Genomic DNA, 26,010 nt, shown 5'->3' with positions numbered 1-26,010 from the left:
GGCTTTTCGTTGCAGTCCGGCGCTCAGTGCGCTGACTTACGCCCCTTCGCGATCGCATCCTCGATGCCGCTCCAGGCCGGTTTCTCCGGCGCGAAGCGGCCGCGCAGATAGGCTGCGAGATCCGCGATCTGGCGATCGTCGAGCGCAGTCGCGAAGGACGGCATCGAGCCGATGCCGTGCTGGCCGCCTTCGAGCAGCATGTTGACCAGGTTGGCCGGCGTCGCGGCATGGAGCTTGGACGAGACGCCCAGCATCGGGCCGGCATTGAGCAGCGGCGCGGCGCGGCCGGTCTCGTGGCAGGCGGCGCAGGCGCCCTCATAGAGGCGCGCGACCGGGGAGGTAGCAGGGTTTGTCGCCCGCGCCGTCTGCTCGCCGACACGGGCTACCAGCGCTTCGGCTTCGGCCGCAGGGAGAGGCTCGCTCAGTGAAGCCAGATAGGTCGCCATCGCCCGGATATCGGCGTCGGGCAGCTCTTTCAGCTCGGCGATCACCGGCGCCATCGGCCCGGAAGCTGCGCCGTGATGCTGCGCGGTCCCGGTCTTGAGATAGGCGTAGAGTTCAGCCTCGCTCCAGGGAATCGGGCCGGCCGAGAGTTTCGTCAGCGCCGGCGCCGTCCAGCCTTCCACCTCGCCGCCAGCGAGATAGGCGCTGCCGGCCTTCTCGGCGCCGAGTGCGTTGCGCGGCGTGTGGCAGGCGCCGCAATGGCCGAGCCCGTCGACGAGATGGCGCCCGCGATTCCACTCGGCCGAGCGGGCGGGATCGGGCTTCAGCTCGCCGCCACGGTTGAACAGCAGGTTCCAGCCGGCCAGCAGCGGGCGCAGGTTGAATGGGAAAGTCAGCCGGCTCGGCTCGTTCTCCTGCCGTACCGCCGGCTGCGACATCAGGAAGGCATAGAGCGCCTGCAGATCGGCCTCACTCGCCTTGGCGAAGCTCGGATAGGGGAAGGCCGGGTAGAGCTGGCGGCCGTCGCGGTGCAGGCCGGCGCGCATCGCCCGCTCGAAGGCGGCATAGGACCAGCTGCCGATGCCGGTCTCTACGTCCGGCGTGATGTTGGTGGTCATCACCGTGCCGAACGGCGTCGGCAGAGCGAGCCCGCCGGCATAGGGCACGCCGTCCTTAGCCGTATGGCAGGTCGCGCAGGCGCCGAGCGCCGCGAGCTGGCGACCGCGCTCGATCGTCGCCGCCGACCAGGTCGACGGGTCCGGCCGGGCGATCGGCGCGATCGAGGGCGCGACGGCGAGCGAGACCGCGGCGAAGGTCGCGGCGCCCGCTACGGCAGCGCCGAGCTTGCTCCACCAGGGCAGGCGTTTGCTCGGCTCGGGCTTCGGCCCCTTCAGCAGCGGGGCGCCGTTGAGGCCGGCGAGCACGCGCTCGGGCGTCAGCGGCAATTCGCGGAAGCGCACCCCGGTCGCATCATAGACGGCGTTGACGATCGCGGCCGCGCTCGGGACGGAGGCCGACTCGCCGGCGCCCATCGGCGGCAGATGCTGCCGGTCCATCAGCATGACGTCGATCGCGGGCAGTTCCGGGAAGGTCAGCACCGGATAGGAGCCCCAGTCGCGGCTGGCGACGGCGGTGGTCTGCGAGAACGTCACCTCCTCGCGCAGCACCCGGCTGGTCGATTGCAGGACGTTGCCATGGATCTGGTGCGTCACCCCGGCGGGGTTGACCATCATGCCGGTGTCCTGGCCGACGGTGACGCGGGAGACGGTGACTTCGCCGGTCGTCCGATTGACCGCGACATCGGCGACCCAGGCGGCCCAGGCGGCGCCGACACCCGGCCAGCTGCCATGGACATAGCGCGCCTGGGCGAAGCCACGCCCGCGCATGATGTCGCCGTCCTGCTCCAGGCGCGGGCCGACATGCGACTGCCAGTTCGCGCGCTCTGCCGTCGCCCGCGTCAGCTCGGCGGCGCGCTCGTCATTGATGTGGCGCTGGCGGAACTCTACCGGGTCGACGCCGGCTTCGTGCGCGAGCTCGTCGATATAGCTCTCATGGGCGAAGACGTTCGGCATGGCCGAGACGCCGCGCAGCCAGGACGCCCGCACGATCGGCGGCATGTCATAGGCCGTCAGCCGCATGTTTTCGTAGGTGTAGGACGGCACCGCCGTGCGATCGCCCATCCGGAGCGTCGCTGGCTGGTTCGGGATGCGCCCGGTCAGCAGCAGCGCCAGGGTCGGCGCGGCGTTCGACGGGTACCAGGTGTGGAAGTCGTAGGCTTTCAGCGCGCCGCCCGGCCCGAGCCCACCCTTGATGTCGATCAGCTGGGCAGCACCTTTCGGCTCCCAGAGATGCTCCTGCTCGCGGGTGAGCTGGACTCGCACCGGCACGCCGACCGCACGCGAGAGCAGCACCGCGTCGGCGACGACGTCGTCGGCACAATTGCGGCCATAGCAGCCGGCGGCCTCGAAGCGGATGACGTCGATCCGCTCCTTCGGCAGGCCGGTCAGTACCGCCAGGTCGTTCTGCAGCGGATAGGGATTCTGGCTGCCGGTCCAGACGGTGATGCCGTCCGCGCGCACATCGGCGACGGCGCAGGACGGGCCGATCGAGCCGTGCATGTGATAGGGCCAGACATAGGTACGGTCGAGGCGCGTCTCCAGGTTCTCAAGCGCCGTATCGACGTCGCCCTCCTCCGCGAGAAGCCTCGGTGTCGAGGGATGGGTGCGCAGCGCCTGGCCGAGATCGGAGAGGTCCGGCGGGGTGAACTCGCGCCATTGCGTCCTGAGTTTGAGCGCGGCTTCGGCCGCCCATTCCTCGCGCTCGGCGACGATGCCGATGAAGTCGCCCTCTACCACAAGAGCGCAGATACCGGGCACGTCGGCGATCGAGGCGCGATCGACGCCGATCAGGCTCCTGCCGACGAAATCGCCGGCATCCATGCCGGCATAGGGCGGGCGCACTACCCGGCCATGCAGCATGCCGGGCACGCGGACATCGTGGACGTAAGCGAAGCTGCCGGTGACCTTGGCGGGGATGTCGACGCGGGCGACCGAACGGCCGACGAGCTTGTGCTGGTCGACCTGTTTGAACTCAGCGCTCCCGGCCAGCGGCAGCAGGATGCGCTCATTGGCGAGCAGCGTATCGAGCGCGATCGCTTGGGCCGTCTCGCCCTTGCGCGAGATCACGCCGTCGCTGAGCGCGATCTCGTCCTCGGCGCAGCACAAGGCGGCGGCCGCAAGGGCGATCAGCCTCGCGCGGATCTGCGTCGCCGCGATCCTGATCGCGAGCGAGGTGACCTGGATCGTCTCGCTGGCGATGGTCGCGCCCTGATCGGGCGTCTCGGCGGTGTCGCCGAGCACCATCTCGACCGCCTCGAAGGGGAAATCGAGCTCCTCCGCCACCATCTGGGCCAGCGCGGTGCGGATGCCGGTGCCGAGGTCGACATGGCCGTTGAAGGCGAGGATGCGGCCCTCCGCCGTGAGGCAGACATGGAGGTCGAGCCCGTCCTCGGGCGCGGCGTCGGCAGTTGCCCCCTTGCGCGGCGCGACCACGCCGATCACGCCGGCACGCCTCAGAAGCGTCTTGCGGGAGAGCGGCTCGCTCATGACGCCGCCGCGTCCTGCCGGCCGCGCTCGGCAGCGAGCAGCACCGCCCTGACGATCTCGACATGGGTGCCGCAGCGGCAAAGGTTATGGCGCAGCGCCTCGCGCACCTCGGCCTCGCTCGGGTCGGGCTGGACGTCCAAGAACGCCTTCGCCGTCATTATCATGCCGGCGATGCAGTAGCCGCATTGCGCGGCTTGCGCGTCGACGAAGGCCTGTTGCAGCGGATGCGGTGCATCGACGCTGCCAAGGCCTTCGAGCGTGACGATCTCGCGATCCGCCGCCAGCCGGACCGGCAGGGCGCAGGCGCGCGCCGCCTGGCCGTCGATGAGCACGGTGCAGGCGCCGCATTCGCCGAGGCCGCAGCCGAATTTCGGGCTGTTGAGGCAGAGATCGTTGCGCAGGAAGAACAGCAGCGGCGTCTGGGGTTCGCCCGTAACCTCATGGCTCGCGCCGTTGACGCGAAGCGAAAAACGCCTCGTCGTCCTCATGGCTCGCCCGTGCCGGGCGAGGCGCGCCTGATCGTCCTGATCGTCACGGCCACCGAGATCGTTCGTATACGAATGAGAATAATGACAAATCGGAGCGGGCTGCAAGCGGGATTTCAGCGCTGAAGCAGACCACCGTCATGCTCGCCCTCGTGGCGAGCATCCGTGTCTTGAACACAGCCCTCGACGAAGGAAGGCGTGGATGGTCGGGACAAGCCCGACCATGACGGGAAAGGCGCGGGGAACGGCCGGTCAGTGCCCCACAGACGGGATCTTCTCCGCCGGCGGGGTGTTGCGGCTGATGCCGCTGCGGACGATGCCGTCGATCACGATCATGCCGATGCCGGGCAGGTCGCCGAGCTGGATCGAGTCGAGGAAGTTCCGGCCGGCCGAGTGCTGGGCCTTGTCCATGAAGACGAAGTCGGCGGCGCGGCCGACCTCGATCAAGCCGCAATCGAGGCTGCGCATCCGGGCGGTGTTGCCGGTGGCGAAGCAGAACGCGACCTCAGCCGGGACATCGCCGAGCGAGGACAGCATCGAGACCATGCGGACGATGCCGAGCGGCTGCACGCCGGACCCCGCCGGCCCGTCGGTGCCGAGGATGACGCGTTGCAATTCACCCATCTCGCGGGCGACGCGCAGCGTGTAGAGCGCGGCGCGCTCATTGCCGTTATGGACGAGTTCCAGGCCGCGCTTGCAGCCCTCGCAGATGCAGCGGATCTCCTTGTCCGGCAAGGCGGTGTGGCCGCCATTGATGTGGCCGACCACATCGGTATCGGCTTCGAGCACGACATCGGCGCCGATCAGCCCGGAGCCGGGGATCGAGGGGCCGCCGGTGTGGATGGTCGACTGGATCCCGTATTTGCGGGCCCAGGCCACCATTTCCTTCGCCCGGGCGCCGTCCTTGACGCCACCGAGGCCGACCTCGCCGAGCAGCTTCACGCCGGCATCCGCCAGGTCCTTGAAGTCCTGCTCGACCATGCCGGGCTCGATCACCGGCGCACCGGCATGGACCTTGACGCCGCCCGGGCGGAAGGCCGTGAAGGCACGCTGGGCATAGATCGCCATCGCCTTCAGGCCGACAATGTCCTTCGGCCGGCCGGGGGTGTGGACCTCGCCGGCCGAGATCATGGTGGTGACGCCGCCATGCATGGTCGAATCGATCCAGCCGAGCTGGTTCTGGCGCGGCGTCCAGTCACCGGCGACCGGGTGGACATGGCTGTCGATCAGCCCGGGCGATAGCACCGTGCCATTGGCGTCGATGACGGTGTCGGCCCCGTCCGTGTCGAGATCCTTGAAGCGGCCGACCGCGGCGATCCGGCCGCCGATGGCGACGAGCGTGTCGGCCTCCAGGATCGGGCGCTCGATGTCGCCGGAGAGCATCAGGCCGATATTCTTCACCACCAGCTTGTGGGTGCTGCTGACCGTCGTCGCCTGCTGTTCAGCCATCGTATCCGCCCTGTCGTCGTTGTCCGAAATCCGCCGCCATCCTCATCGCCACGAGCCTGATTGACAAGCGCCGGAGGATGCGAGATATTGTTTGTATACGAATGAATTTCTGCCCCGTCCGGACCCGGCTGTCAAGCAGCAAGGATCGCGCATGCCTTACGCCGTCACCAGCGCCTGCATCCGTTGCAAGTACATGGATTGCGTCGAGGTCTGTCCGGTCGACTGCTTCTATGAAGGCGAGAACATGCTCGTCATCCACCCGGACGAATGCATCGACTGCGGCGTCTGCGAGCCGGAATGCCCGGCCGAGGCGATCGTGGCCGACAGCGCCGACGGTGCCGAGCAGTGGCTCGCCTTAAACGCCCGGCTGGCGCCGCTCTGGCCGAACATCACGCAGAAGAGCGAGCCGCCGGCCGATGCCGACGACTGGAAGGGAATACCGGACAAGATCGACCTGCTTTCCGAACGTCCGGCAATGTGATATTGGGTGGCCTGCATCCGATAATCTGCTAAATCGCTAGACTATCTGAGGATCGACGAGATGAGCAATTTCTACGAGGAGCGCGTCCTCTCCGTCCATCACTGGACCGATACGCTCTTCAGCTTCACGACGACCCGCGACACGACCTTCCGCTTCAAGAACGGCCAGTTCACGATGATCGGTCTCAAGGTCGGCGAGAAGCCGCTGCTGCGCGCCTACAGCGTCGCCAGCACCAATTACGACGAGAACCTCGAGTTCTTCTCGATCAAGGTGCCGGACGGCCCGCTGACCTCGCGCCTGCAGAACCTGCAGGTCGGCGATCCCATCATCATCGGCAAGAAGGCGACGGGCACGCTGGTGCTCGACAATCTCAAGGACGGCAAGCGCCTGTTCCTGCTCGGCACCGGCACGGGCCTGGCTCCCTTCCTGTCGCTGATCCGCGATCCCGAGACTTATGAGCGCTACGAGAAGGTCGTGCTCGTGCATGGCTGCCGCCAGGTCTCGGAACTTGCCTATGGCGAGCGCATCCAGAAGGAACTGCCCAACGACGAGTTCCTGGGCGAGATGATCCGCGAGCAGCTGATCTATTACCCGACCGTGACGCGCGAGCCCTTCCGCAACCGCGGCCGGATCACCGACCTCATCACCTCCGGCCAGCTCTTCAGCGACACTGGCCTGGGCCCGTTCGATCCGGCCGGCGACCGCTTCATGCTCTGCGGCAGCCCGCAGATGCTGGTCGACCTCAAGCAGATCTTCGAGGAGCGCGGTCTCGAGGAAGGCAATCACGGAGAGGCCGGCGACTACGTCATCGAGAAGGCCTTCGCCGAACGCTGAGGCGCTCCTTCCGTCATTGCGAGGAGCGTAGCGACGAAGCAATCCAGAGCGGCAGAGCGAGCCCTCCTGGATTGCTTCGCTTTGCTCGCAATGGCGAAGAGCGCCTCGGTTTTTGCCGAATGCGCCCTGGCCTGCTACCTGTCCGGCAAATCACTTCCGCAGACGAGCAGCGCCATGACCGACACTCTTCCCGACCGCCTGTCCTCCAACCCCAACAGCCCGTTCTACAACGAGGAACTGCTGGCGAAGGACATCGGCGTCCGCTTCAAGGGCGTCGAGAAGACCAATGTCGAGGAATACTGCATCAGCGAGGGCTGGGTCCGCCTCACCGCCGGCAATGCCAAGGATCGCCACGGCAACCCGATGACGGTCAAGCTCAAGGGCACGGTCGAGCCCTATTTCCGCAACGCCGAGTGAGGCGCGCTCAGCCGAGCTGCTTGTAGAAGAAGGTCGAGCCGCAATCGCGCCCGTCCGGCATCAGCGCATAGCGCGGGATGGTGCCGAGTTCGGTCCAGCCCAGGCGATTGTAGAGTCGGCGCGCCGCGCCGGCTTCGTCGGTGTCGAGCACCAGGAGGTCGCGCCCGAGCGCCAGCGCGGCGGCCTCCGCGGCGCGCATCAGCGCCTCACCGATGCCGCGGCGGCGCGCCTGGGAATGCACCAGCACCTTGGCGATCTCGGCGCGATGCGGCTGGTTCGGCTTGCCGATCAAGTGAAGCTGGGCCGTGCCGACGATGACGCGGCCGTCGCGCGCGACGAACAGATGGATGCGCCCGGCGGCGACCTCCGCCGCAATGCCGGCCCAGAAATCCTCGAAATCGGCTGACGTGTTCCAGTCCATGAAGCCGACCGAAGCGCCGTTCGCCACGGAATCGCGCAGGATCTCCGCCAATGACGGAACCGCGGCCCGCGCCGCATCCCCGTCGAGCTGCTCGATGGTCACGCTGTCCAGCGCCGTCATGATCCGTCTCCTTCGCGCCGCCGATCAGCGGCATACTCCATCATGCAAGAATAATTCCAACATAATGGATTATGCCAAAGCAAGATCGCCGAGGCCCGCCGTCAACCCGGATTTTACGACGTTCGGCGAATTCCGGTCTCCCCTGCCCAAATCAGCCAGGTGATTTCCGAAAAAGTCACGGGCTCGCGTTTTGACTGAGGGCCGGAAGACGCCGGGAACGGCGCCGGCGCAAGGGGAGGCGTCGATGAACAGGGGACTGGACTTCATCGGCCGGTCGGTGGTCCGCTTAATTACGCGTGGCAAGCCGCAGGCAGGTCCGGTCGACGCGAAGGCGCTGGCACGGCTCAAGGCGGCGCTGCGCCCGGGCGATGTGCTGCTGGTCGAAGGGCACATGAAGGTCTCGGCCGCGATCAAGTACCTGACGCAATCGACATGGTCGCACGCCGCGCTCTATGTCGGGGACACCGGCAAGGTCAGCCCCGAGGGCGAGCCGCTGGTGCTGGCCGAGGTCGAGATGGATGTCGGCTGCGTGCTTTCGCCGCTGTCGAAATACGGCGCCTTCGGCACCCGCATCTGCCGGCCGCAGGCGCTCGACCGCGAAGGCCGCCAGAGCGCCGTCGACTACGTGCTCGCCCGGCTCGGCACGCAATACGACCTCAAGAACATCCTCGACCTCGCGCGCTGGCTGATCCCGATCCCATGGGCGCCGGCGAGCTGGCGCCGGCGCATGATCGCGCTCGGCTCGGGCGACCCGACGCGGGCGATCTGCTCGACGCTGATCGCCCAGGCCTTCGAGGCGGCGCGCTATCCGGTGCTGCCGACCGTCGAATATGCGCAGGCGATGGGCGCGGAGGAGCGGAGCGAAGTCCTGCACATCCGGCATCACTCGCTCTACATGCCGCGCGATTTCGACATCTCGCCCTACTTTGCCGTGGTCAAGCCGACGCTGGAAGCCGGCTTCGATTATCGGGCGCTGAACTGGGCGCAGGAGCACCGGCTCGCGGCAGAATAGCGCAGCGGCGCAGCAAACCGGCGGCGCGACCCTTGGCGCAACCCGCGCGCACTGCTATGGCGCGCGCATGAGCACCCGCAGTTTTGACAACATCCGCAATTTCTCGATCGTGGCGCATATCGACCACGGCAAGTCGACCCTCGCCGACCGGCTGATCCAGCAGACCGGCACGGTGGCGGCGCGCGACATGAGCGAGCAGATCCTCGACTCGATGGATATCGAGAAGGAACGCGGCATCACCATCAAGGCGCAGACCGTCCGGCTGGACTACCTGGCTGAGGATGGCAAGACCTACATCCTCAACCTGATGGACACGCCCGGGCACGTCGACTTCGCCTATGAGGTCTCGCGCTCGCTGGCGGCCTGCGAGGGCTCGCTCCTCGTCGTCGACGCCTCGCAGGGGGTGGAGGCGCAGACGCTGGCCAATGTCTACCAGGCGCTCGACGCCAACCACGAGATCGTCACGGTCCTCAACAAGATCGACCTGCCGGCCGCAGAGCCGGAGCGGATCAAGCAGCAGATCGAGGATGTGATCGGCCTCGACGCCTCCGAGGCGGTGCCGATCTCGGCCAAGACGGGCCTCAACATCGAGGGCGTGCTCGAAGCGATCGTCAAGAAGCTGCCGGCACCCAAGGGCGATGCCGAAGCCCCGCTCAAGGCCCTGCTGGTCGACAGCTGGTACGACGCCTATCTCGGCGTCGTCGTGCTCGTGCGAATCATCGACGGCGTGCTGAAGAAGGGCATGACCATCCGGATGATGCGCGCCAACGCCAGCTACGGCGTCGATCGCGTCGGCGTGTTCAAGCCGAAGATGCTGGAAGTGAAGGAACTCGGCCCGGGCGAGGTCGGCTTCTTCACCGCCTCGATCAAGGAAGTCGCCGACACCGCCGTCGGCGACACCATCACCGACGACAAGAAGCCGATCGCCGAGCCGCTGCCTGGCTTCAAGCCGGTTCAGCCGGTGGTGTTCTGCGGCATCTTCCCGGTCGACGCCGCCGATTTCGAGGTGCTGCGCAGCGCCATGTCGCGGCTGCGGCTGAACGATGCCAGCTTCTCCTACGAGATGGAGACTTCGGCCGCGCTCGGCTTCGGCTTTCGCTGCGGCTTCCTCGGGCTGCTGCACCTGGAGATCATCCAGGAGCGGCTCGAGCGCGAGTTCAACCTCAACCTGATCTCGACGGCGCCCTCGGTCGTCTACCATCTCAAGCTGCGCGACGGCACGACGCTCGAACTCCACAACCCGGCCGACATGCCGGACGTGATGAAGATCGAGTTCATCGAGGAGCCTTGGATCCGCGCCACGATCTTCACTCCGGACGAGTATCTCGGCTCGGTGCTGAAGCTCTGCCAGGACCGACGCGGCCTGCAGATTGACCTCAGCTATGTCGGCTCGCGCGCCAAGGTGGTGTACGACCTGCCGCTGAACGAGGTTGTGTTCGACTTCTACGACAGGCTGAAGTCGATCTCGAAGGGCTACGCCTCCTTCGACTACAACATCACCGACTATCGCGAGGGCGACCTCGTGCGCATGTCGATCCTCGTCAACGCCGAGCCGGTCGACGCGCTCTCCATGCTGGTCCACCGCTCGCGCGCCGACGCCCGCGGCCGGGCGATGTGCGAGAAACTCAAGGACCTAATCCCGCCGCACATGTTCCAGATTCCTGTCCAGGCGGCGATCGGCGGCAAGATCATCGCCCGCGAGACCATCCGGGCGCTGCGCAAGGACGTGACCGCCAAATGCTATGGCGGCGACGCCTCGCGCAAGCGCAAGCTCCTGGACAAGCAGAAGGAAGGCAAGAAGAAGATGCGGCAGTTCGGCCGCGTCGAGATTCCTCAGGAAGCCTTCATCGCGGCGCTGAAGATGGACGACTGAGCCGGAAGGCTCAGCTCCGGCAAACATATTAGGGGAACCATCCCGCCCGGCACGGTGTTGATCCGCAACCCTCAACAAAAGGGAGGACAGCATCGTGGACAGACGCTCTTTCCTCGCGAGCCTGGTCGGTGGCTTGGCCGCGGCGAGCTTCGGCACGGCCGCACTTGCAAGGCCGCAGCCGAAACCGGCGGCAGTAGAGCCGCCACTGCCTGAGGCTCCGCCACAGGTCGATACCGAGGCACTGGACAAGGCCGACGCCGATTACGCCCAGTACTACTATCGCCGTCGCCGACGCTGGCGCAGGCGTTACTGGCGCCGCCGCTACTACCGGCCGCGGTACTACTACCGCCGTCGTTACTACCGGCCGCGCTATTACCGCCGCCGCTACTGGTAGCGCTGGGTGAAGCCCGGACGTCCTCCGCGAGCTATCGGGTTCGCGGAGGACGCGTTTGGCGATCAGAGGTTGGCGCCGAGACCGCGCAACTGGGCCCTGAGGTCGATCGGCTCGACGAAATGGACCGCCTGCATCCCGATCGAGCGGGCGGCCTCGACGTTCCTCGCGCTGTCGTCGACGAAGATGCACTCGCCGGCGCTCAGCCCATAACGTTCCAGCAGGACATTGTAGATCGCCGGATCGGGTTTGAGCAGTTGCTCGTGCGCCGAGACGATCACGCCGTCGAAGCTCTGCAGGAAAGGGAAGCGGATCAGGCACTCCGCCCATTTCTCGCGCGAAAAATTGGTGATGGCGTAGACCTTTTCGCCCTTCGCCTTCAGCTCCGCCAGCGTCGCGACGCTGTCCTCGATCGTCGACGGCACCGTCTCGTGCCAGCGCTCGTCATAGGCCTTGATCTCGGCCTCCCATTCCGGATGCTCCGCCACCAGCAGCGCCACCGCCTCGGACCAGGGCCGGCCGCGATCCTGCTCGACATTCCAGGCGGCGGTGCAGACATTCCTGAGGAACCAGTCGCGCTTGGCATCATCCGGGATCAAGCTGCGGTAGAGATGGAACGGATCCCAGCGCAGCAGGACATTGCCGACATCGAACACGACCTTGCGATTTCCAGGCATGGACAGGCTTCCCCACTCCGTTTGCGGCGACGGCGCCGACGCGACTCACGCCCTTGTGTGCGGGCCGGCGTAACCTTCACATCGATTCTGGCGTATTCGCGTTGGGGTTCGGCAACAAGGCACAGTTCATGGCTTCAGCGGGAACAGGCAGCTATTGGCCATGGAATGACCGGCAGGGGCGCTTTTCCGCTCTGCGCGCCGGCTGCTTCGCTCTCGTGCTCGTCCCGGCGCTGATCCTCGCCTGGCAGGCCTGGACGCACCAGCTCGGTTCGAAGCCCTGGACGCAGGCCGTGCACGACACCGGCACCTGGGCCCTGCGCATCCTCGTCATCACGCTCGCCGTCACGCCGCTGCGCCGCATCCTCGACTGGAACAAGCTGATCGGCATACGTCGCATGCTCGGTCTCTCGGCCATGGCCTATGCGCTCGGCCATCTCGCGCTCTATTGCATCGACCTCGCCTTCGATTGGGGGCTGATCCTCTCCGAGATCGTCAAGCGCTTCTATCTCGTCGTCGGCATCACTGCCCTGATCGGGCTCGTTGCGCTCGGCATCACCTCGACCGACGGCATGATCCGTCGATTGGGATCGGGCCGCTGGCAGCGCCTGCACAACCTCGTCTACCCGATCGCCTGCCTCGGCCTGTTCCATTTCGCCCTGCAGTCGAAGATCGACGTGACCCAGCCAGTGCTGCTCACCGGGTTGTTCGCGCTGCTGATCGCTTACCGCGGTCTCAGCCGGTTCAGGATTCCGCTGAGCTTCACCTCGCTGGCGCTGACGGGGCTCGTGGCGGGCCTCGCGACCGCTTTGGCTGAAACCGCCTGGTACGCCTTCGCCACCGGCGCCTCGGCCTGGCTGATCTTCCAGGCCAATGCCGACATCGTCGTCTACCAGGACTGGACGGCGCTGAGGCCCGGCCATTGGGTCGCAGCTGTCGGGCTCGCGCTTGCGGTCTTGCATCTCTTCCGGAAGCCTGCACCGAAGCCGGAACGACGCCAGCGCCGACAGGCGATGGCCTCCGAAGCGGCGGGGGGCTGATGAGACCTGCGCAGACTTGACGGCAGAAGAGCAGCTCCGATGCAGATGCGGGATATCGACCAGGGCCCACGCATCGAGGCGCGCCGCTCGGCTCGCGAAGCGCGCATCATGGCGCCGATCTACCTGGCTGTCGGCGTCGCGGTCGGCGTCATGGCCCTGTTCGTCGATTGGCGCGCCGCGATCCTGCCGGTCCTCATCGGCCTGGCGCTGTACGGCGCCGTCCTGATCGGCGCGCCGCAGCCGGGGCAGGCCAATCCGCTGCTGTTCGCCATCGACGGGGCCGGAATTCAGCTCGGCGATTCAGCCCCGGATCCGTGGAGCGCCGTCTCGGCCGTCAAGCTCCAGAGCCAAGTCTTCGGCGCACGCGGGGCCTATCTCGTGATCGATTACGCCGACCCCGGCCGAAGATCGGCGTCCGTGGCCCTGAGCGAGCTCGACGTCGGCGTCGACGAGATCAGGACGGTCGTTCGCCACTATGCGCCGCATCTGCTGGGTTCGGAGAATCCGTTGCTGCGGGCATGACGGGACGGCGTAGCCGCCTGAAGGCGGCGGCCGCCTCGATCGGGCTCAGCCTTCGCGCCGCGCCAGTTCCAGGATCGTCTCGATCAGGACGCGGATGGCGATGCCGGCATCGAGTTCGGTCATGTTCTCCAGCGGCGAATGGCTGATGCCCTTCTCGCAGCGCACGAACAGCATGGCGGCGGGGCAGAGCTTGGCCATCTCCATCGCATCGTGCCCGGCGCCCGAGGGCAGACGCCGCGCCGTCAGGTTCGAGCCGGTGCGCGCGATGCCGGTGGCAAACGCCTCCTGCAGGCCCTCGTCCATCGGCACGGCGTCGCCACGCGAATAGGGCGTGATCGTAAGGCCGACACCGCGCCGCGCCGCGATCTCGGCGAAGCGGCGATGGATCTCCGCATCCATGCCGGCGACGGTCGCGCCCTCCGGCGCGCGGAAGTCGATGGTGAAGTCGACCGCGCCCGGCACGACATTGGTGGCGCCGGGGTCGGGCCGAAAGACGCCGACCGTGCCAACCGCGCGCTCATGCTCATGAGCGATCGCCTCCAGCGCGAGCGCCATCTCCGCCGCCGCGGCGAGCGCATCCTTGCGCAGTTTCATAGGCACGGTGCCGGCATGGCCGGCCTCGCCGGTGACGCGCACGCCGGCACGGCCCTGCGCCGCGATGGCGGTGACGATGCCGACCGCCTCGTTCTCGGCCTCGAGCACTGGTCCCTGCTCGATATGAACCTCGAGATAGGCCTTCACTGAACCCGGCTTGCGCGCGAGCGCGGCGATCCCGGCAGGATCGCCCCCGAAGGCGGTGAGGGCATCGCGCAGTACGACGCCGTCGGCATCGCGCGCCGTAAGCCAGCCCTGGTCATAGCGGCCGGTCAGCGCCGCCGAGGTCGAGAGCGAGGTCGGGAAGCGCACCGTCTCCTCGTCGCCGAAGGCGATGACCTCGAGCGCGAAGGGCAAGGTGATCCCGGCGTCGCGGATCGCCTGCGCCGCCAGGATGCCGGCGACGACACCGAGATTGCCGTCGAAACGGCCGCCATCGCGGACCGTGTCGATATGCGAGCCGATCATCACCGCCGGCAGGCCTGGGGACGCGCCCTCGCGCCGTCCCTGCACCGAACCGGCCGCATCGATGAAGGCGGTCAGCCCCGAGACCTCCATCGCGCCCTTGACGTACTCCGCGCCCTGCCGGTGCGAGGGCGAGAGATAGAGCCGGGTCAGCTTGCCCGGCTCGTCGCTGAAGCGGTTGAGGCCGGCGAGGGCGGCGAAGGCGCGGGCGCCGAGGACGGCGGGTGAGGGCAGGGTCGTGGTCATTAGGTCAACCTAGCGGGCCAGCCGTGGATGTGGCCAGCCCGCTTTAGCGCGGTGGGATCGATTTGCGTGTCAGTAAGTTGCGCGCCCGCCCGAGAGGTCGAAGACCGCCCCCGTCGTGAAGCTGTTCTCGGCCGAGGCGAGGAAGGCGACCATGGAAGCGACCTCGTCGGGCTGCAGGAAGCGCCCGCGCGGGATCTTGGCCAGCATGTAGCCGATATGCTCCTCGCTCATCTGGTCGAAGATCCGGGTGCGCGCGGCGGCCGGGGTGATGCAGTTCACCGCGATGTCCTGCTGCGCCAGCTCCTTGCCGAGCGATTTGGTCAGCGCGATCACCGCCGCCTTCGAGGCCGAATAGGCCGAAGCGTTGGGGTTGCCCTCCTTGCCGGCGATCGAGGCGACCAGCACGAGCCGGCCGTAGTTGCGCTTGATCATGCCGGGAATCACCGCCTGGCAGCAATGCAGGGTGCCGTCGACATTCAGGCGCATGATCCTGGCCCATTCGTCGAGCGGGTATTCCCAGGTCTTCAGGTTCGGCCCGGCGATGCCGGCGCTGGTGACGAGGATGTCGACGCTGCCATGGCGCTGCTCCAGCTCGGCGGCGGCGGCGTTCACGGCCTTTGCGTCGGTCACATCGATCGAAAGCCCGCTCGCGGCCGGCCCGATCGCGGCGGCCGCCTCATCGGCGAGCTTGCCGTCGAGGTCCCAGATCGCGACCTTGGCGCCGCTGGCGGCGAGACGCTCGGCAACGGCACGGCCGATCCCCTGCGCGCCACCGGTGATGATGGCGACCCGGTCCTTTAAATCGATTTGGTTCATTGAAAAGGCATCCCTCCCTGGAACTTGCAGCTGAACTCTACCGCAAAGCCGGCCGTCGCAAAGCCGCGATGGTCCGGGGGGAGGGTTGCGTCAGACCATCTTTGTCGTCGCGCGAATTCTTATCGTTCGGCCGAATCCGGCCGAACGGAAAGCGCCCTGGCGCTCAGCGCGCATTCCGGAAGGCGCGCGGGCTGAACGCGGTGCGCAGCAGGATGCCGATATCGAGCCAGAACGACCAGTTGTCGATGTACCAGTGATCATAGGCGATGCGGCGGGCCATCTTGTCGTCGGTGTCCGTCTCGCCGCGCAGGCCGTTGACCTGGGCCCAGCCGGTGATGCCGGGCTTGACGTTGTGGCGCCTGGCATAGAGCGCGATCTTGCGCTGGAACTCGCGGTCGTGGGCGAGCGCATGCGGGCGCGGGCCGACCAGCGACATCTGTCCGGCGATCACGTTCAGGAGTTGCGGCAGCTCGTCGAGATTGTAGCGCCGCAGGAAACCGCCGATCCTGGTGATGCGTGGATCGTTGCGCGTCGCCTGCTTCACCACCTCGCCATCGTCGGTCGTGGTCATCGTGCGGAACTTGAAGATCCGGAAGGGCTCCTGGTTGAAGCCGTAGCGGCGCTGCAGGAACAGGACCGGCCCCTTCGAGTCGAGCTTGATCGCGAGCGCGATCAGGAGCAGCACCGGCAGGCTGGCCAGCAGGATCGCACTCGCGGCGAGGACGTCGAAGACGCGCTTGAACATGATCTGGGCGAAGGACAGGGCCGGGCGCGTCAGCCTGAGCGAGGCGAGCGAGCCGATCCGGACGATATGGGGGTTGTCGAAACGGTCCATGACGCGTTCCGGCGTCAGGTGGATCGCGACTGGCAGGTTCATGAAGGCGTCGATGCAGGCGTCGATCGTCTCCTGGTCCGACCAGGGCAGGGCGATGAAGACGGCATCCGGCTTGAGGTCGCGGGCGCGCGCCGAGGCGGTGGCGAGGTCGGCGGCGAGCGCCGCCTGAGGATCGTTGATGCGGCGCGGATCATTGCTGCGCAGGAAGGCGACGTCGACGATCGAGAAGCCGATGTTCCACGGCTGATGACGCGAGACGAAGGACATCACCTCGCTCTCGCGGCCGATCAGGAAGACCCGCTCGGAGGTGATGCGGCCGGTCTTCGAGGCCATCGAGATGGTGCGCACGATCGCAGAGCGGGCGAGCGCGATCAGCGGGGCGCCGGCGAGATAGGTGGCAACCACCACTGCGCGCGAGTACTGGTCGTTGATCTTGGCCATGAAGACGATGGCGACGAAGGCGATCATCGTCAGGTTCCAGACCGCGAAGGCCGAGGCGATCTGGCCCTTGGTCGAGAGATAGTTCTCCAGCCGGTAGCGGCCGCGCATCATATTGGTGAAGACGAAGATCGCGGCGATCATCGAGGCGAGCTCGACCGTGACCTTGTCGTTGCCGAGATGGCGATAGGCGGCGAAGTGGTAGACGATCGAGGTGCCGGCAACCACGGTCGCGACAGTCGCCGCGTCGACCAGAGCGGTGATCAACCCGATCCAATGCCGCAGCGCATTGGCGCGCTGGTCGGCTGCTGTTGCGACTTCATAGTCCAGGTCGTTGACACTCATCATGCCGCGCTCGCTTGGTCGCACGGCGGTCCGGATTCGGCACAGGAGATGCGCCGGAGGCCGCCTTGCCGGTCGAGGTGGCAAGGGCGATGCCGTAGCGGCATTGCGGTGTTTCCGGCGAAAACGCGCCGGAATCGGGCTTATCCGGCCAATGTCGAGTGAGGCATGACGACAAGGCGTATCATAACGGAACAACCGCCGGGACAACCGCGCCACGAGGCGGCAAGATCGGCTACAAGATCGGGGAAAGGCTGCGTTCATCCTATGGCGGGGTTCCGCTTGACCCTGGCTGGAAACGCAACGAAGACAAAGGTCTACGCCGTCAGAATGGCGATGCGTGCGCCAGCAGCGATCGAGATGAACGTCGTTCTCTTCAAACCCTCGCAGCGTCCGGCTGCCCTCGGCGCTCCGCCCGAACCGTCGCGCCGCGACATCGCCGGCGTCCCGGTCGCGGCCATGACGCGGGACGAGGCGCTCGCGCTGATCGAGCACGCCTTCGACGGCGGCCGCCATCTCCACCTGGCCTATTGCAACGCTAACCTCGTCAACATCGCCGCCCGCGATGCGGCTTTGCGCGAGCGTCTCGCCGGTTTCCTGATCCTGCCCGACGGGATCGGCGTCGACATCGCCTCGCGCCTGCTCTACGGCGCCCCCTTCCCCGCCAATCTCAACGGCACCGACTTCACGCCGACCATCCTCGCCGCCCGCAAGCAGCGGCTGCGCGTGATGCTGCTGGGCGGCCGGCCAGGCGTTGCGGAGCGCGCGGCGGCGAGGCTGCGCACGGACTATCCGCAGCATCGCTTCTCCGTGCTGAGTCACGGCTTTTTTGGACCGGACGAGGAAACGGCGCTCCTGGCGCGGCTCGCGCATGAGCGGCCCGACCTGCTGCTGGTCGCCTTCGGCAATCCGCGGCAGGAGCAGTGGATCGCAGACCGTATCGATGCCCGCCATTGCGCGGTCGCAGCCGGCATCGGCGCGCTGTTCGACTTCCTCGCTGGCGAGGTGGCGCGGGCGCCGGAAACCTTCCGTGTCCTCAGGATCGAGTGGACCTACCGCCTCTGGCTCGAGCCGCGCCGGCTTTGGCGGCGCTATGTCGTCGGCAACCCCGCCTTCCTCCTGCGCGTGCTGCGCCAGAAGCTGACCCGGCACGGCACCTGAGGGCGCCTAAGCCTTCTTCCCGACGATGACACCGAAGAATGGGCCGGCGCCGATCATCACCAGGAACACCCGGATGATGTGGTGAGCCGCGACGAAGGCGACCTCGGTGTGCAGCGCCAGTGCGATCAGGCTCATTTCGGCGAGCCCCCCCGGCGAATAGGCCAGGATCAGCGGCACCGGCTTGTAGCTGGAGACATGCGCAACGGCGAAGGCGAAGACCAGCGTCAGCGCCACCAGGATCGCAGTTGAGCCGACCGAGATCATAAGGATGCGCAGGATCGCCTGCGGCGGCGTGCCGACGAAGCGGCAGCCGATGGTGACGCCGAGGATGAGCTGGGCGACGTTGACGATCTCGTAGGGCGGCACGGAGTCGCTGAAGCCGACGAGGTGCACGATCGCCGAGACCAGCATCGGCCCGAGCAACTGCTTGGCAGGCATGCGCAAGGCATGGGCGAGCATCACGCCGGCGATTGCGCTGGCGACCAGCCAGAACCAGCCCGAAGCCGTCGTCTGGAACATGGACGGGCCCTGGTTGCGGTTGATGCCGAGCGAGACGCCTTCGAGCCATTGCACGATGAAGGGCAGCGTCATCACCACCAGGAGGATGCGGGCGGAATGGATCAGCGCGATGGTGCGCGCATCGCCGCCCTTCTCCTCGCCGGTGATCACCATCTCGACGAGGCCGCCGGGCATGCCGGAGAAGAAGGCGGTCACGGGGTCGTAGCCGGCGACGCGGCGAAAGTAAGTGACGCAGCACAGGCCGCAGGCGGCCATGAACAGCACGAGGCCGCCGATCGTCGGCAGCCAGTTCGGCATCTGCGCGACGATTTCCGGCTTGAAGCCGGAACCCAGCATCACGCCGATCACCGCCGACATGGGCGGGCGGATCACCGGTGGCGCCGCGACCGGTGCACGGGCGATGGCGGCTATGGTGCAGAACACCATCGAGCCCAGCATCCAGGGCAATGGCAGGCGGTAATAGGCAAAGAGCCAGCCGCCGATCGTGCCGAGTGCGAGGGCGAACAGGAAACGACGCCAGGGAAATCGTCGCGACGACAATTCTCTAATGCCGTCGACCGTATCCCGCAGCAGATCCCGCATTGCCCCGATCACCTCCCCGGACGCATGCCTGTGGCGAAGCCAAGGCGCTGCTATACGCCATCCGCATGGCGATGACAGGGCGTTGTCGGCATGTCGCCTCTGCCCCCGTGGCGGAGCGAATGGACGTGGCGGCAAACGTGACAGGTAACCCTGCCATGCCCGCAAGTGACTGACGAACGGGCGGAAAATCGGCGACAGTCGGGTCCTGCAGGATATCTGACAGGCCGTCGGCGTCGTCCGCCCGGCTCGGGGCAACGATGAGCGAAGACCGCCTTTCGGACACGACCGGCCGCGGCAGCGAAAGCATAGGCTTGGCCGAAGCGCTGCCTGTCTCGGTCGAAGAGGATGGCAGTCGGCCGGAACCTTCGGAATCCCGCCCGCCGCAGCTCCCGTTACCGCCGGCTCTGTCCGCCCCATCCGGCGAGAGCTGGCTCGCTGCGCGCCGCAATCGCACGCGTCTCTGGTGGCGCGGGGCGAGCCCCAATCTGCGCGGCACCGTCTACATGATCACCGCGCTCCTGGTTTATGCGGTGATGGTCGGCGCCTTCAAACATCTGGGCACTGCGATCCCGCTGATCGAGACGTTGATGATCCGCCAGATCATCATGAGCGCGGTGGTCTTCGTCATCGCCGGCCGCAGCCTGCCTCTGGCTTTCAAGACCGACCGGCCGGGCCTGCAGATATTTCGCGGCCTGATCACACTGGCCTCGATGCTGTGCGGCTTCAGCGCCCTCGTCCACATCCCGCTGGCCCAGGCGACCGCGATCAGCTTCAGCCAGGTGCTGTTCGTCACCGTCGCGGCTGTGCTGATCCTGAAGGAGCGCGTCGACGCGGCGCGCTGGATCGCGACCGGCCTCGGCTTCGTCGGCGTGCTGATCATGCTCAACCCCTCGAGCGAGGGCTTGAACGTCTGGGCGTTGCTGTCGGTCGGCGGGGCGCTGTTCGGGGCCGGCATTACCGTCAGCGTGCGTATCCTCGGCACCAGCGAGCGCACCGAGACGATCCTGATCTACCAGGGTCTTGTCCTGATGGTCGTGCTCGCCTGGCCGGCCTGGGCGCTTTGGGTCTGGCCGACGGCCGAGCAATGGTTCTGGCTGGTGCTGCTCAGCCTGTTCGGCACAGCCGGGCAATGGTTGATCACCAAGGCCTATCAGGTCGGCGAGGCCGCCGCCCTCGCGCCGCTCGATTTCAGCCGCCTGATCCTGGCCGGCTTCACCGGCTTCGTCTTCTTCGCCGAGGTGCCATCGCTGACGACGCTCGCCGGCGCCGCCATCGTCATCGGCGCGACGCTCTACACGATGCGTCGCAATGCCCGCGGCCGCATCGGCTCCGACCTCTCCGCCCCGCCTTGACCACTCACGGATAGACCATGACGCATCATCAGCTCGATGCCTCCCTCGGCACCTGCCATTGGGGCTATTTCGACGCCGCGCTGACGCCGGTGCTCGAGATCGAGAGCGGCGACAGTGTCACCATCCGCACCGTCACCGGCGGGCCCGCCCATCTGCCCGAGGGCAATGCGACGATCCCGCCGGAAATCCACGAGATCCATGACAAGGCCGAGCGAATGCTGCCCGGCCACATCCTCACTGGCCCGATTGCGGTGAGGGGCGCCAAACCCGGCCAGGTGCTGGAGGTGCAGATCAGGAGCGTCAGCCCGCGCACCGATTTCGGCTACACCATGTTCCGCCCGCTCGGCGGCACGCTGCCGGACGAGTTCGATTATCACGCCTTCCGCTATATCCATCTCGACCGCGAGCGGAACGTCGCCAACCTGCCCTGGGGCATGGAGCTGCCGCTTTCGCCGTTTTTCGGGGTGATGGGCACGGCGCCGCCGGCGCATTGGGGTCGGTTGACCTCGCTGATCCCGCGCGCCTTCGGCGGCAATCTCGACAACAAGGAGCTCGGCGCCGGCGCGACGCTGTACCTGCCCGTCTTCGTCGAGGGCGCGCTGTTCTCCTGCGGCGACGGCCATGGTGCGCAGGGCGACGGCGAGGTCTGCATCACCGCGATCGAGACGGCGCTGGAAGGCACCTTCCAGTTCCATCTGCGCGAGGATCTGTCCCATGCGATGCCGCGCGCGGAGACCAGGAGCCACCACATCACCATGGGCATCGACCCCGATCTCGACATCTGCGCGAAAGATGCGCTGCGCGAGATGATCGACCTGATCACCTCCAGGACGAAGCTGACGCGGGACGAGGCCTATATGCTCTGCAGCCTCGCCGCCGACCTGCGGGTGACCCAGACCGTCAACGGCTCCAAAGGCATCCACTGCATGCTGCCGAAGAGCCTGGTGGCGTAGTCCTGGTCAGCCGTAATGCCGCAGCGCATCCGCAAGGAGCGGATGCAGTGGGTCAGCGAAGGGATTGGCGACCGTCATGCCGCGATGGACGAACCCGTCCTGCATGTCTTCGGACAAGAGCAGGGCGCAGCCGGCCTCCGCCGCGGTGACGAGGATGAGCGCATCCCAGAATTGTAGGTTATGGGTGGCCGAAAGGGACAGGGCTTCGGTGAAATCCCTCTCGGTCGCCGCCCGCACATGGGCGCTGAGGCGCAGCCATTCGCAGGCACGAGCCGCCTCCCGCCGGTCGATCCGGAACTTGCCGACAATCGCATGGTAGAATTCGCCGATAACTTGCGTGGGAATGACCGACTGCTCCGGCGGCAAAGCGTCGCGGATTGCATTCGCCTTGGCCGCCCGCTCCTCATCGTTGAAGCGGCCCGCACAGATCAGGACATTCGTGTCGAACGCGACGAGCATCAGTCGTAGAAGTCGTCGCGCGTCAGCTTCGGAAAATTCTGGACCGGCCGGCTGTTCAGCCAGGTCGTCAACCTGTCGAACGCCTCGCGCCGCCGCGCCTTTTCGGCGTCGGGCTCCTCGACGCGGGTGATCTGCACCTTCGGCTGGCCGCGCGAGGTCACGACGACGCGCTCGCCGCTCTCGGCGAGCTTCATCAGCTTGGAGAATTCGCGGTTGGCCTGCGCAGCCGAAACCGTCTTCACCATGACGGCCTCCCGATGTAGTGATGTCACTACCTTTATGGATAGCGCGCGGCGGGAATGCAAGCGCGATCGAGCTGAAGGACAGACCAATGAGCGTCCGCATCGTCCGTCTCGGCAGCAGGCGCGATCCCGGCGAGGGCACGCGCATCGGCACGGTCCGGCGCGTGCCGCGCGGCGTGCCGAAGGAGCGTTATGCCAGCGAGAACTGGTTCGACGTCTGGTTCCCGCTGCTGTCGCCGACGCCCGAGTTGATGGCGCAGGCCAAGGCGGCAGAGAACCAGAAGGACTGGGCCGGCTTCACCCGTGCCTTCAAGGTGGAGATGGCCGAGCCGGCGCCGCGCCAGGCGCTCGACCTGCTGGCGACCCTGTCGCATGGCAGCGACTTCTCGGTCGGCTGCTATTGCGAGAACGAGGCGCATTGCCATCGCTCGGTGCTGCGGGCGCTGCTGACCGAACGGAGCGCCAGCTTCGCCTGATCCTCCGAGCAGCCGCGCCCTCTCGCCAGCCGAGCGCGGCCATGCTAACCGCTCCGGCATGACCGAGACTGGACAAGCCCGCATCCAAGCCCGCTTTGCCGCCTGCGCCGCGGCGGGCCGCGCCGCGCTGGTGACCTATGTCACCGCTGGCGATCCCGATTTCGACACCGGCAGCGCGATCCTGAACGCCTTGCCGGCGGCCGGCGCCGACATCATCGAGCTCGGCGTGCCCTTCACCGACCCGATGGCCGACGGCGTGCCGGTCCAGCTCGCCGGCCAGCGCGCGCTCAAGGCCGGGCAGACCCTGCACAAGACGCTCGCCATGGTCACGGCCTTCCGCAAGGCCGGACACGACACGCCGATCGTGCTGATGGGCTACTACAACCCGATCTGGGCCTATGGCGTCGAGGCCTTCCTCAAGGATGCCCGCGCCGCCGGGATCGACGGGCTGATCGTCGTCGACCTGCCGCCCGAGGAAGACGATGAGCTCTGCCTGCCGGCACTGGCCGCTGGCGTCAGCTTCATCCGCCTGGCGACGCCGACCACCGACGACAAGCGCCTGCCGCGCGTGCTGCAGAACACCTCCGGCTTCGTCTACTATGTCTCGATGACCGGCGTGACCGGCGGCGCGATCGCGAACTACGACGCGGTCGGCGCGGCTGTCGCCCGGATCAAGCAGCACACGACGCTGCCGGTCGCGGTCGGCTTCGGCGTCAAGACGCCGGAGGATGCGATCGCGATCGCCAGGGGTGCCGACGGCGTCGTCGTCGGCTCGGCCCTGGTCGACCGCGTCCGGCTCTCGCTCGACTCCGACGGCAAGGCCACGGAAAAGACGGTTTCGGCTGTCACCTCGCTGGTCGCCGAGCTCGCGGCCGGCATCCGCTCGGTCGCCAAGGCGGCCTGAGTCGCCAGACTGGAAAGAGAGACGGATTCACCGGTCGCTTCGACGCGATCTCATCGGATCCGGCTCCAGCATCATTCAAGGATGATCCGATGAACTGGATTTCCGAAGTCGTCCGTCCGCGCATCAAGACGCTGTTCAAGCGCGAGACCCCGGAGAATCTCTGGATCAAGTGCCCGGATTCCGGGCAAATGGTCTTCCACAAGGATGTCGAGGCCAACGGCTTCGTCATCCCGGGCTCCGACCACCATATGCGCGTCACCGCGCAGGACCGGCTGCGGCTGACCTTCGACGAGGGCAAGTGGATCGACGTCGCCCTCCCCGAGACCGTGGCCGATCCGCTGAAATTCCGCGACGAGAAGCGTTATACCGACCGGATCAAGGACGCCCGCACCAAGACCGGCGCGACGGACTCCATCAAGGTCGGCTATGGCCGCGTCAAAGGCCTGCCGATGACGGTAGCGGTCCAGGACTTCCACTTCATGGCCGGCTCGCTCGGCATGTCCGCCGGCGAGGCCTTCATCAAGGCGGCCGAGACGGCGCTGGAGAAGAAAACGCCTCTGGTCGTGTTCGCCTGCGGCGGCGGCATGCGCATGCAGGAAGGTATCCTGTCGCTGATGCAGATGCCGCGCACGACCGTGGCCGTGCGGCGCCTCAAGGCAGCAAAACTGCCCTATTTCGTGGTGCTCACGGACCCGACGACCGGCGGCATCACAGCGTCCTACGCCATGCTGGGCGACGTCCACATCGCCGAGCCGGGCGCGCTGATCGGCTTCGCCGGACCGCGCGTGATCGAGCAGACGATCCGCGAGAAGCTGCCCGACGGCTTCCAGCGCGCCGAATATCTGAAGGAGCACGGCATGGTCGACATGGTCGTCCACCGTCACGACATCCCGGCGACGCTGGCGCGGCTCGGCCGCTTTTTCACCAAGCAGCCGCTGCCGGCCGTGAATGCCCCTGAACCCGAGCCGCAGCCCGCCGCTGCCTGATCGCCTCCACCCCGGCCGGGAGGCCGGTGTCCGCATGAGCACATCCGACCTCTTGCTGGCGCGCTTCCTCGCGCTGCATCCCAAGCTGATCGACCTGTCGCTCGGGCGCATCCTGCGCCTGCTCGAGCGGCTGGGCGATCCGCAGAAGAAGCTGCCGCCGGTGATCCATGTCGCCGGAACCAACGGCAAGGGTTCGACCATCGCCTTCATGCGGGCGATCCTCGAAGCGGCCGGCCTCTGCGTCCATGTCTACACCTCGCCGCATCTGGTGCGCTTCCACGAGCGCATCCGGCTCGGCCGCCCCGGCGGAGGGCGTTTCGTCGACGAGGCGCTCCTGGTCGATGCGCTGGAGCGCTGCGAGAAGGCCAATGCCGGCGATCCCATAACCTTCTTCGAGATCACCAACGCCGCCGCCTTCCTGCTCTTCTCCGAGCACAAGGCCGATGTCGTGCTGCTCGAGGTTGGGCTCGGCGGTCGCTTCGATGCGACCAATGTGATCGACCACCCGGCCTGCACGGTGGTGACGCCGGTCTCGCTCGACCATTCCGAATATCTCGGCGACACCGTCACCAAGATCGCCGGCGAGAAGGCCGGCATCTTCAAGCGCGGTGCGCCGGCGGTTATCGCACCGCAGGAGCCGGAGCCGACCGCCGTGCTTGAAGCGGCGGCCGAGCGCGTCGGCGCCTCGAAGCTGCTGGTCGGCCTGCAGGACTTCAACGTCCACGAGGATGGCGGCCGGCTGGTCTATGAGGACGCCGACGGCCTGCTCGACCTGCCCTTGCCGCGCCTCGCCGGCCGCCATCAGCACACCAATGCCGGCACGGCGATCGCCGCCCTGCGCGCTGCCGGCTATGGCGGCCTGCCGGCCTCCGCCTTCGAGCGCGGCATGACCGAGGCCGAATGGCCGGCCCGCCTGCAGAGGCTGGCGCGCGGCAAGCTCGCCGAGCTCGCTCCCGCCGGCGCCGAGCTCTGGCTCGATGGCGGCCACAACCCCGATGGCGGGCGCGTGCTCGCCCAGGCGATGGCCGATCTCGAGGAGAAGAACCCGGCGCCGCTCGTGATGATCGCCGGCCTGCTCGCGACCAAGGATGCGCGCGCCACGCTCGGCCATTTCAAGGGACTGGCGCAGATGTTGTTCGCCGTCTCCATGCAGAACCAGCTCGCGGCCCGCACGGCCGAGGAGGTCGCGACGCTGGCACGCGAGGCGGGCCTGAAGGCCGAGATCGCCGGCTCGGTGGAGCAGGCGTTGCGGGAGATCGCGTCACGGACCTGGCCGGCCCCGCCGCGCATCCTGATCTGCGGTTCGCTCTACCTCGCCGGCGAGGTGCTCGCGGCCAACGGCACGCCGCCGGTTTGATCAGACCGCACGAGAA

Annotated in this window: 26 protein-coding genes; 15 read left to right on the top strand and 11 right to left on the bottom strand. The window is 67.1% G+C overall.

Annotated features, from left to right (window positions below; translation table 11 throughout):
• Positions 1–23: 23 nt before the first annotated feature.
• The 3 genes from V7S63_RS18280 to V7S63_RS18270 all read right to left on the bottom strand — a co-directional run bounded on the left by V7S63_RS18280 (position 24) and on the right by V7S63_RS18270 (position 5,482).
• Positions 24–3,548 (bottom strand): molybdopterin cofactor-binding domain-containing protein, encoded by a 3,525-nt coding sequence (locus V7S63_RS18280; RefSeq protein ID WP_336531235.1) that lies wholly within the window; start codon positions 3,546–3,548, stop codon positions 24–26.
• Positions 3,545–4,036, bottom strand: coding sequence for a (2Fe-2S)-binding protein (locus V7S63_RS18275; protein ID WP_336531234.1), 492 nt, complete (start codon positions 4,034–4,036; stop codon positions 3,545–3,547). Before V7S63_RS18275 ends, V7S63_RS18280 begins: the two co-directional genes overlap by 4 nt.
• Before the next feature lie 249 nt (positions 4,037–4,285).
• A complete protein-coding gene (locus V7S63_RS18270; RefSeq protein WP_336531233.1) occupies positions 4,286–5,482 on the bottom strand; it encodes an amidohydrolase family protein in 1,197 nt (398 codons plus the stop codon).
• 151 nt (positions 5,483–5,633) lie between these two features.
• On the opposite strand from V7S63_RS18270, the gene fdxA reads away from it, so the two are divergent.
• From fdxA to V7S63_RS18255, 3 genes are all read left to right on the top strand, one after another.
• Entirely contained in the window at positions 5,634–5,963 is a 330-nt protein-coding gene (gene fdxA / locus V7S63_RS18265) for a ferredoxin FdxA (protein WP_091835349.1), read from the top strand.
• A 60-nt stretch (positions 5,964–6,023) separates the two neighbouring features.
• Positions 6,024–6,797 carry a ferredoxin--NADP reductase gene (locus tag V7S63_RS18260; protein WP_091835346.1) on the top strand — a complete coding sequence of 258 codons (774 nt, stop codon included), beginning with the start codon at positions 6,024–6,026 and terminating at the stop codon, positions 6,795–6,797.
• 174 nt (positions 6,798–6,971) lie between these two features.
• Complete coding sequence (locus tag V7S63_RS18255) at positions 6,972–7,214, top strand: DUF3297 family protein (RefSeq protein ID WP_091836060.1); 243 nt, start codon at positions 6,972–6,974, stop codon at positions 7,212–7,214.
• A gap of 7 nt (positions 7,215–7,221) precedes the next feature.
• On the opposite strand, the gene V7S63_RS18250 is transcribed toward V7S63_RS18255, so the two are convergent.
• On the bottom strand, positions 7,222–7,755 hold the full coding sequence (locus V7S63_RS18250; RefSeq protein WP_336531232.1) for a GNAT family N-acetyltransferase: 534 nt from the start codon (positions 7,753–7,755) through the stop codon (positions 7,222–7,224).
• A gap of 244 nt (positions 7,756–7,999) precedes the next feature.
• On the opposite strand from V7S63_RS18250, the gene V7S63_RS18245 reads away from it, so the two are divergent.
• The 3 genes from V7S63_RS18245 (at position 8,000) to V7S63_RS18235 (ending at position 11,034) form a co-directional block, all read left to right on the top strand.
• On the top strand, positions 8,000–8,767 hold the full coding sequence (locus V7S63_RS18245; protein ID WP_336531231.1) for a YiiX/YebB-like N1pC/P60 family cysteine hydrolase: 768 nt from the start codon (positions 8,000–8,002) through the stop codon (positions 8,765–8,767).
• A 67-nt stretch (positions 8,768–8,834) separates the two neighbouring features.
• Positions 8,835–10,640, top strand: coding sequence for a translation elongation factor 4 (gene lepA, locus V7S63_RS18240; protein ID WP_091835338.1), 1,806 nt, complete (start codon positions 8,835–8,837; stop codon positions 10,638–10,640).
• A gap of 94 nt (positions 10,641–10,734) precedes the next feature.
• Complete coding sequence (locus tag V7S63_RS18235; protein ID WP_336531230.1) at positions 10,735–11,034, top strand: hypothetical protein; 300 nt, start codon at positions 10,735–10,737, stop codon at positions 11,032–11,034.
• Positions 11,035–11,096: 62 nt separating this feature from the next.
• On the opposite strand, the gene V7S63_RS18230 is transcribed toward V7S63_RS18235, so the two are convergent.
• Positions 11,097–11,708 carry an HAD family hydrolase gene (locus tag V7S63_RS18230; RefSeq protein ID WP_336531229.1) on the bottom strand — a complete coding sequence of 204 codons (612 nt, stop codon included), beginning with the start codon at positions 11,706–11,708 and terminating at the stop codon, positions 11,097–11,099.
• 128 nt (positions 11,709–11,836) lie between these two features.
• Here V7S63_RS18230 and V7S63_RS18225 point away from each other — a divergent pair, with 128 nt between their 5' ends.
• On the top strand, positions 11,837–12,745 hold the full coding sequence (locus V7S63_RS18225; RefSeq protein ID WP_336531228.1) for a protein-methionine-sulfoxide reductase heme-binding subunit MsrQ: 909 nt from the start codon (positions 11,837–11,839) through the stop codon (positions 12,743–12,745).
• A 39-nt stretch (positions 12,746–12,784) separates the two neighbouring features.
• Complete coding sequence (locus V7S63_RS18220; protein WP_336531227.1) at positions 12,785–13,267, top strand: hypothetical protein; 483 nt, start codon at positions 12,785–12,787, stop codon at positions 13,265–13,267.
• A 45-nt stretch (positions 13,268–13,312) separates the two neighbouring features.
• Here V7S63_RS18220 and V7S63_RS18215 read toward each other — a convergent pair whose 3' ends face one another.
• From V7S63_RS18215 to V7S63_RS18205, 3 genes are all read right to left on the bottom strand, one after another.
• Positions 13,313–14,572, bottom strand: a complete 1,260-nt coding sequence (locus V7S63_RS18215) for an allantoate amidohydrolase (RefSeq protein ID WP_336531226.1) — start codon at positions 14,570–14,572, stop codon at positions 13,313–13,315.
• A 69-nt stretch (positions 14,573–14,641) separates the two neighbouring features.
• Positions 14,642–15,388, bottom strand: a complete 747-nt coding sequence (locus V7S63_RS18210) for an SDR family NAD(P)-dependent oxidoreductase (RefSeq protein WP_336531225.1) — start codon at positions 15,386–15,388, stop codon at positions 14,642–14,644.
• A 163-nt stretch (positions 15,389–15,551) separates the two neighbouring features.
• Positions 15,552–17,006: an undecaprenyl-phosphate glucose phosphotransferase gene (locus V7S63_RS18205; protein ID WP_336531224.1), complete on the bottom strand. Its 1,455-nt coding sequence runs from the start codon at positions 17,004–17,006 to the stop codon at positions 15,552–15,554.
• A 357-nt stretch (positions 17,007–17,363) separates the two neighbouring features.
• Here V7S63_RS18205 and V7S63_RS18200 point away from each other — a divergent pair, with 357 nt between their 5' ends.
• A complete protein-coding gene (locus tag V7S63_RS18200; protein WP_336531223.1) occupies positions 17,364–18,164 on the top strand; it encodes a WecB/TagA/CpsF family glycosyltransferase in 801 nt (266 codons plus the stop codon).
• Positions 18,165–18,170: 6 nt separating this feature from the next.
• On the opposite strand, the gene V7S63_RS18195 is transcribed toward V7S63_RS18200, so the two are convergent.
• The gene (locus V7S63_RS18195) at positions 18,171–19,265 is read right to left on the bottom strand and encodes an AbrB family transcriptional regulator (protein ID WP_336531222.1); all 1,095 of its coding nucleotides are present in this window, start codon (positions 19,263–19,265) and stop codon (positions 18,171–18,173) included.
• 257 nt (positions 19,266–19,522) lie between these two features.
• On the opposite strand from V7S63_RS18195, the gene V7S63_RS18190 reads away from it, so the two are divergent.
• On the top strand, positions 19,523–20,617 hold the full coding sequence (locus V7S63_RS18190) for a DMT family transporter (protein ID WP_336531221.1): 1,095 nt from the start codon (positions 19,523–19,525) through the stop codon (positions 20,615–20,617).
• A 17-nt stretch (positions 20,618–20,634) separates the two neighbouring features.
• The gene (locus V7S63_RS18185) at positions 20,635–21,570 is read left to right on the top strand and encodes an acetamidase/formamidase family protein (RefSeq protein ID WP_336531220.1); all 936 of its coding nucleotides are present in this window, start codon (positions 20,635–20,637) and stop codon (positions 21,568–21,570) included.
• Positions 21,571–21,576: 6 nt separating this feature from the next.
• Here the strand turns inward: V7S63_RS18185 and V7S63_RS18180 are convergent, their stop codons facing one another.
• A complete protein-coding gene (locus V7S63_RS18180) occupies positions 21,577–22,029 on the bottom strand; it encodes a PIN domain-containing protein (protein ID WP_091835305.1) in 453 nt (150 codons plus the stop codon).
• Positions 22,029–22,274, bottom strand: coding sequence for a type II toxin-antitoxin system Phd/YefM family antitoxin (locus V7S63_RS18175; RefSeq protein ID WP_091835302.1), 246 nt, complete (start codon positions 22,272–22,274; stop codon positions 22,029–22,031). The genes V7S63_RS18180 and V7S63_RS18175 overlap by 1 nt, the downstream gene beginning before the upstream one ends.
• Positions 22,275–22,360: 86 nt before the next feature.
• On the opposite strand from V7S63_RS18175, the gene V7S63_RS18170 reads away from it, so the two are divergent.
• The 4 genes from V7S63_RS18170 to V7S63_RS18155 all read left to right on the top strand — a co-directional run bounded on the left by V7S63_RS18170 (position 22,361) and on the right by V7S63_RS18155 (position 25,994).
• Positions 22,361–22,747 carry a DUF488 domain-containing protein gene (locus tag V7S63_RS18170; protein ID WP_336531219.1) on the top strand — a complete coding sequence of 129 codons (387 nt, stop codon included), beginning with the start codon at positions 22,361–22,363 and terminating at the stop codon, positions 22,745–22,747.
• 58 nt (positions 22,748–22,805) lie between these two features.
• Positions 22,806–23,651 carry a tryptophan synthase subunit alpha gene (gene trpA / locus V7S63_RS18165; RefSeq protein ID WP_336531218.1) on the top strand — a complete coding sequence of 282 codons (846 nt, stop codon included), beginning with the start codon at positions 22,806–22,808 and terminating at the stop codon, positions 23,649–23,651.
• Positions 23,652–23,740: 89 nt separating this feature from the next.
• Complete coding sequence (gene accD / locus V7S63_RS18160) at positions 23,741–24,637, top strand: acetyl-CoA carboxylase, carboxyltransferase subunit beta (protein ID WP_091835293.1); 897 nt, start codon at positions 23,741–23,743, stop codon at positions 24,635–24,637.
• Positions 24,638–24,671: 34 nt separating this feature from the next.
• Positions 24,672–25,994 carry a bifunctional folylpolyglutamate synthase/dihydrofolate synthase gene (locus V7S63_RS18155; protein ID WP_100959855.1) on the top strand — a complete coding sequence of 441 codons (1,323 nt, stop codon included), beginning with the start codon at positions 24,672–24,674 and terminating at the stop codon, positions 25,992–25,994.
• Positions 25,995–26,010: the final 16 nt, after the last annotated feature.

Source organism: Allobosea sp. CCNWLY174 (genome assembly GCF_037120455.1).
Taxonomy (GTDB): Bacteria; Pseudomonadota; Alphaproteobacteria; order Rhizobiales; family Beijerinckiaceae; genus Allobosea; species Allobosea lupini.
This window is presented reverse-complemented; position numbering and strand designations above follow the sequence as displayed.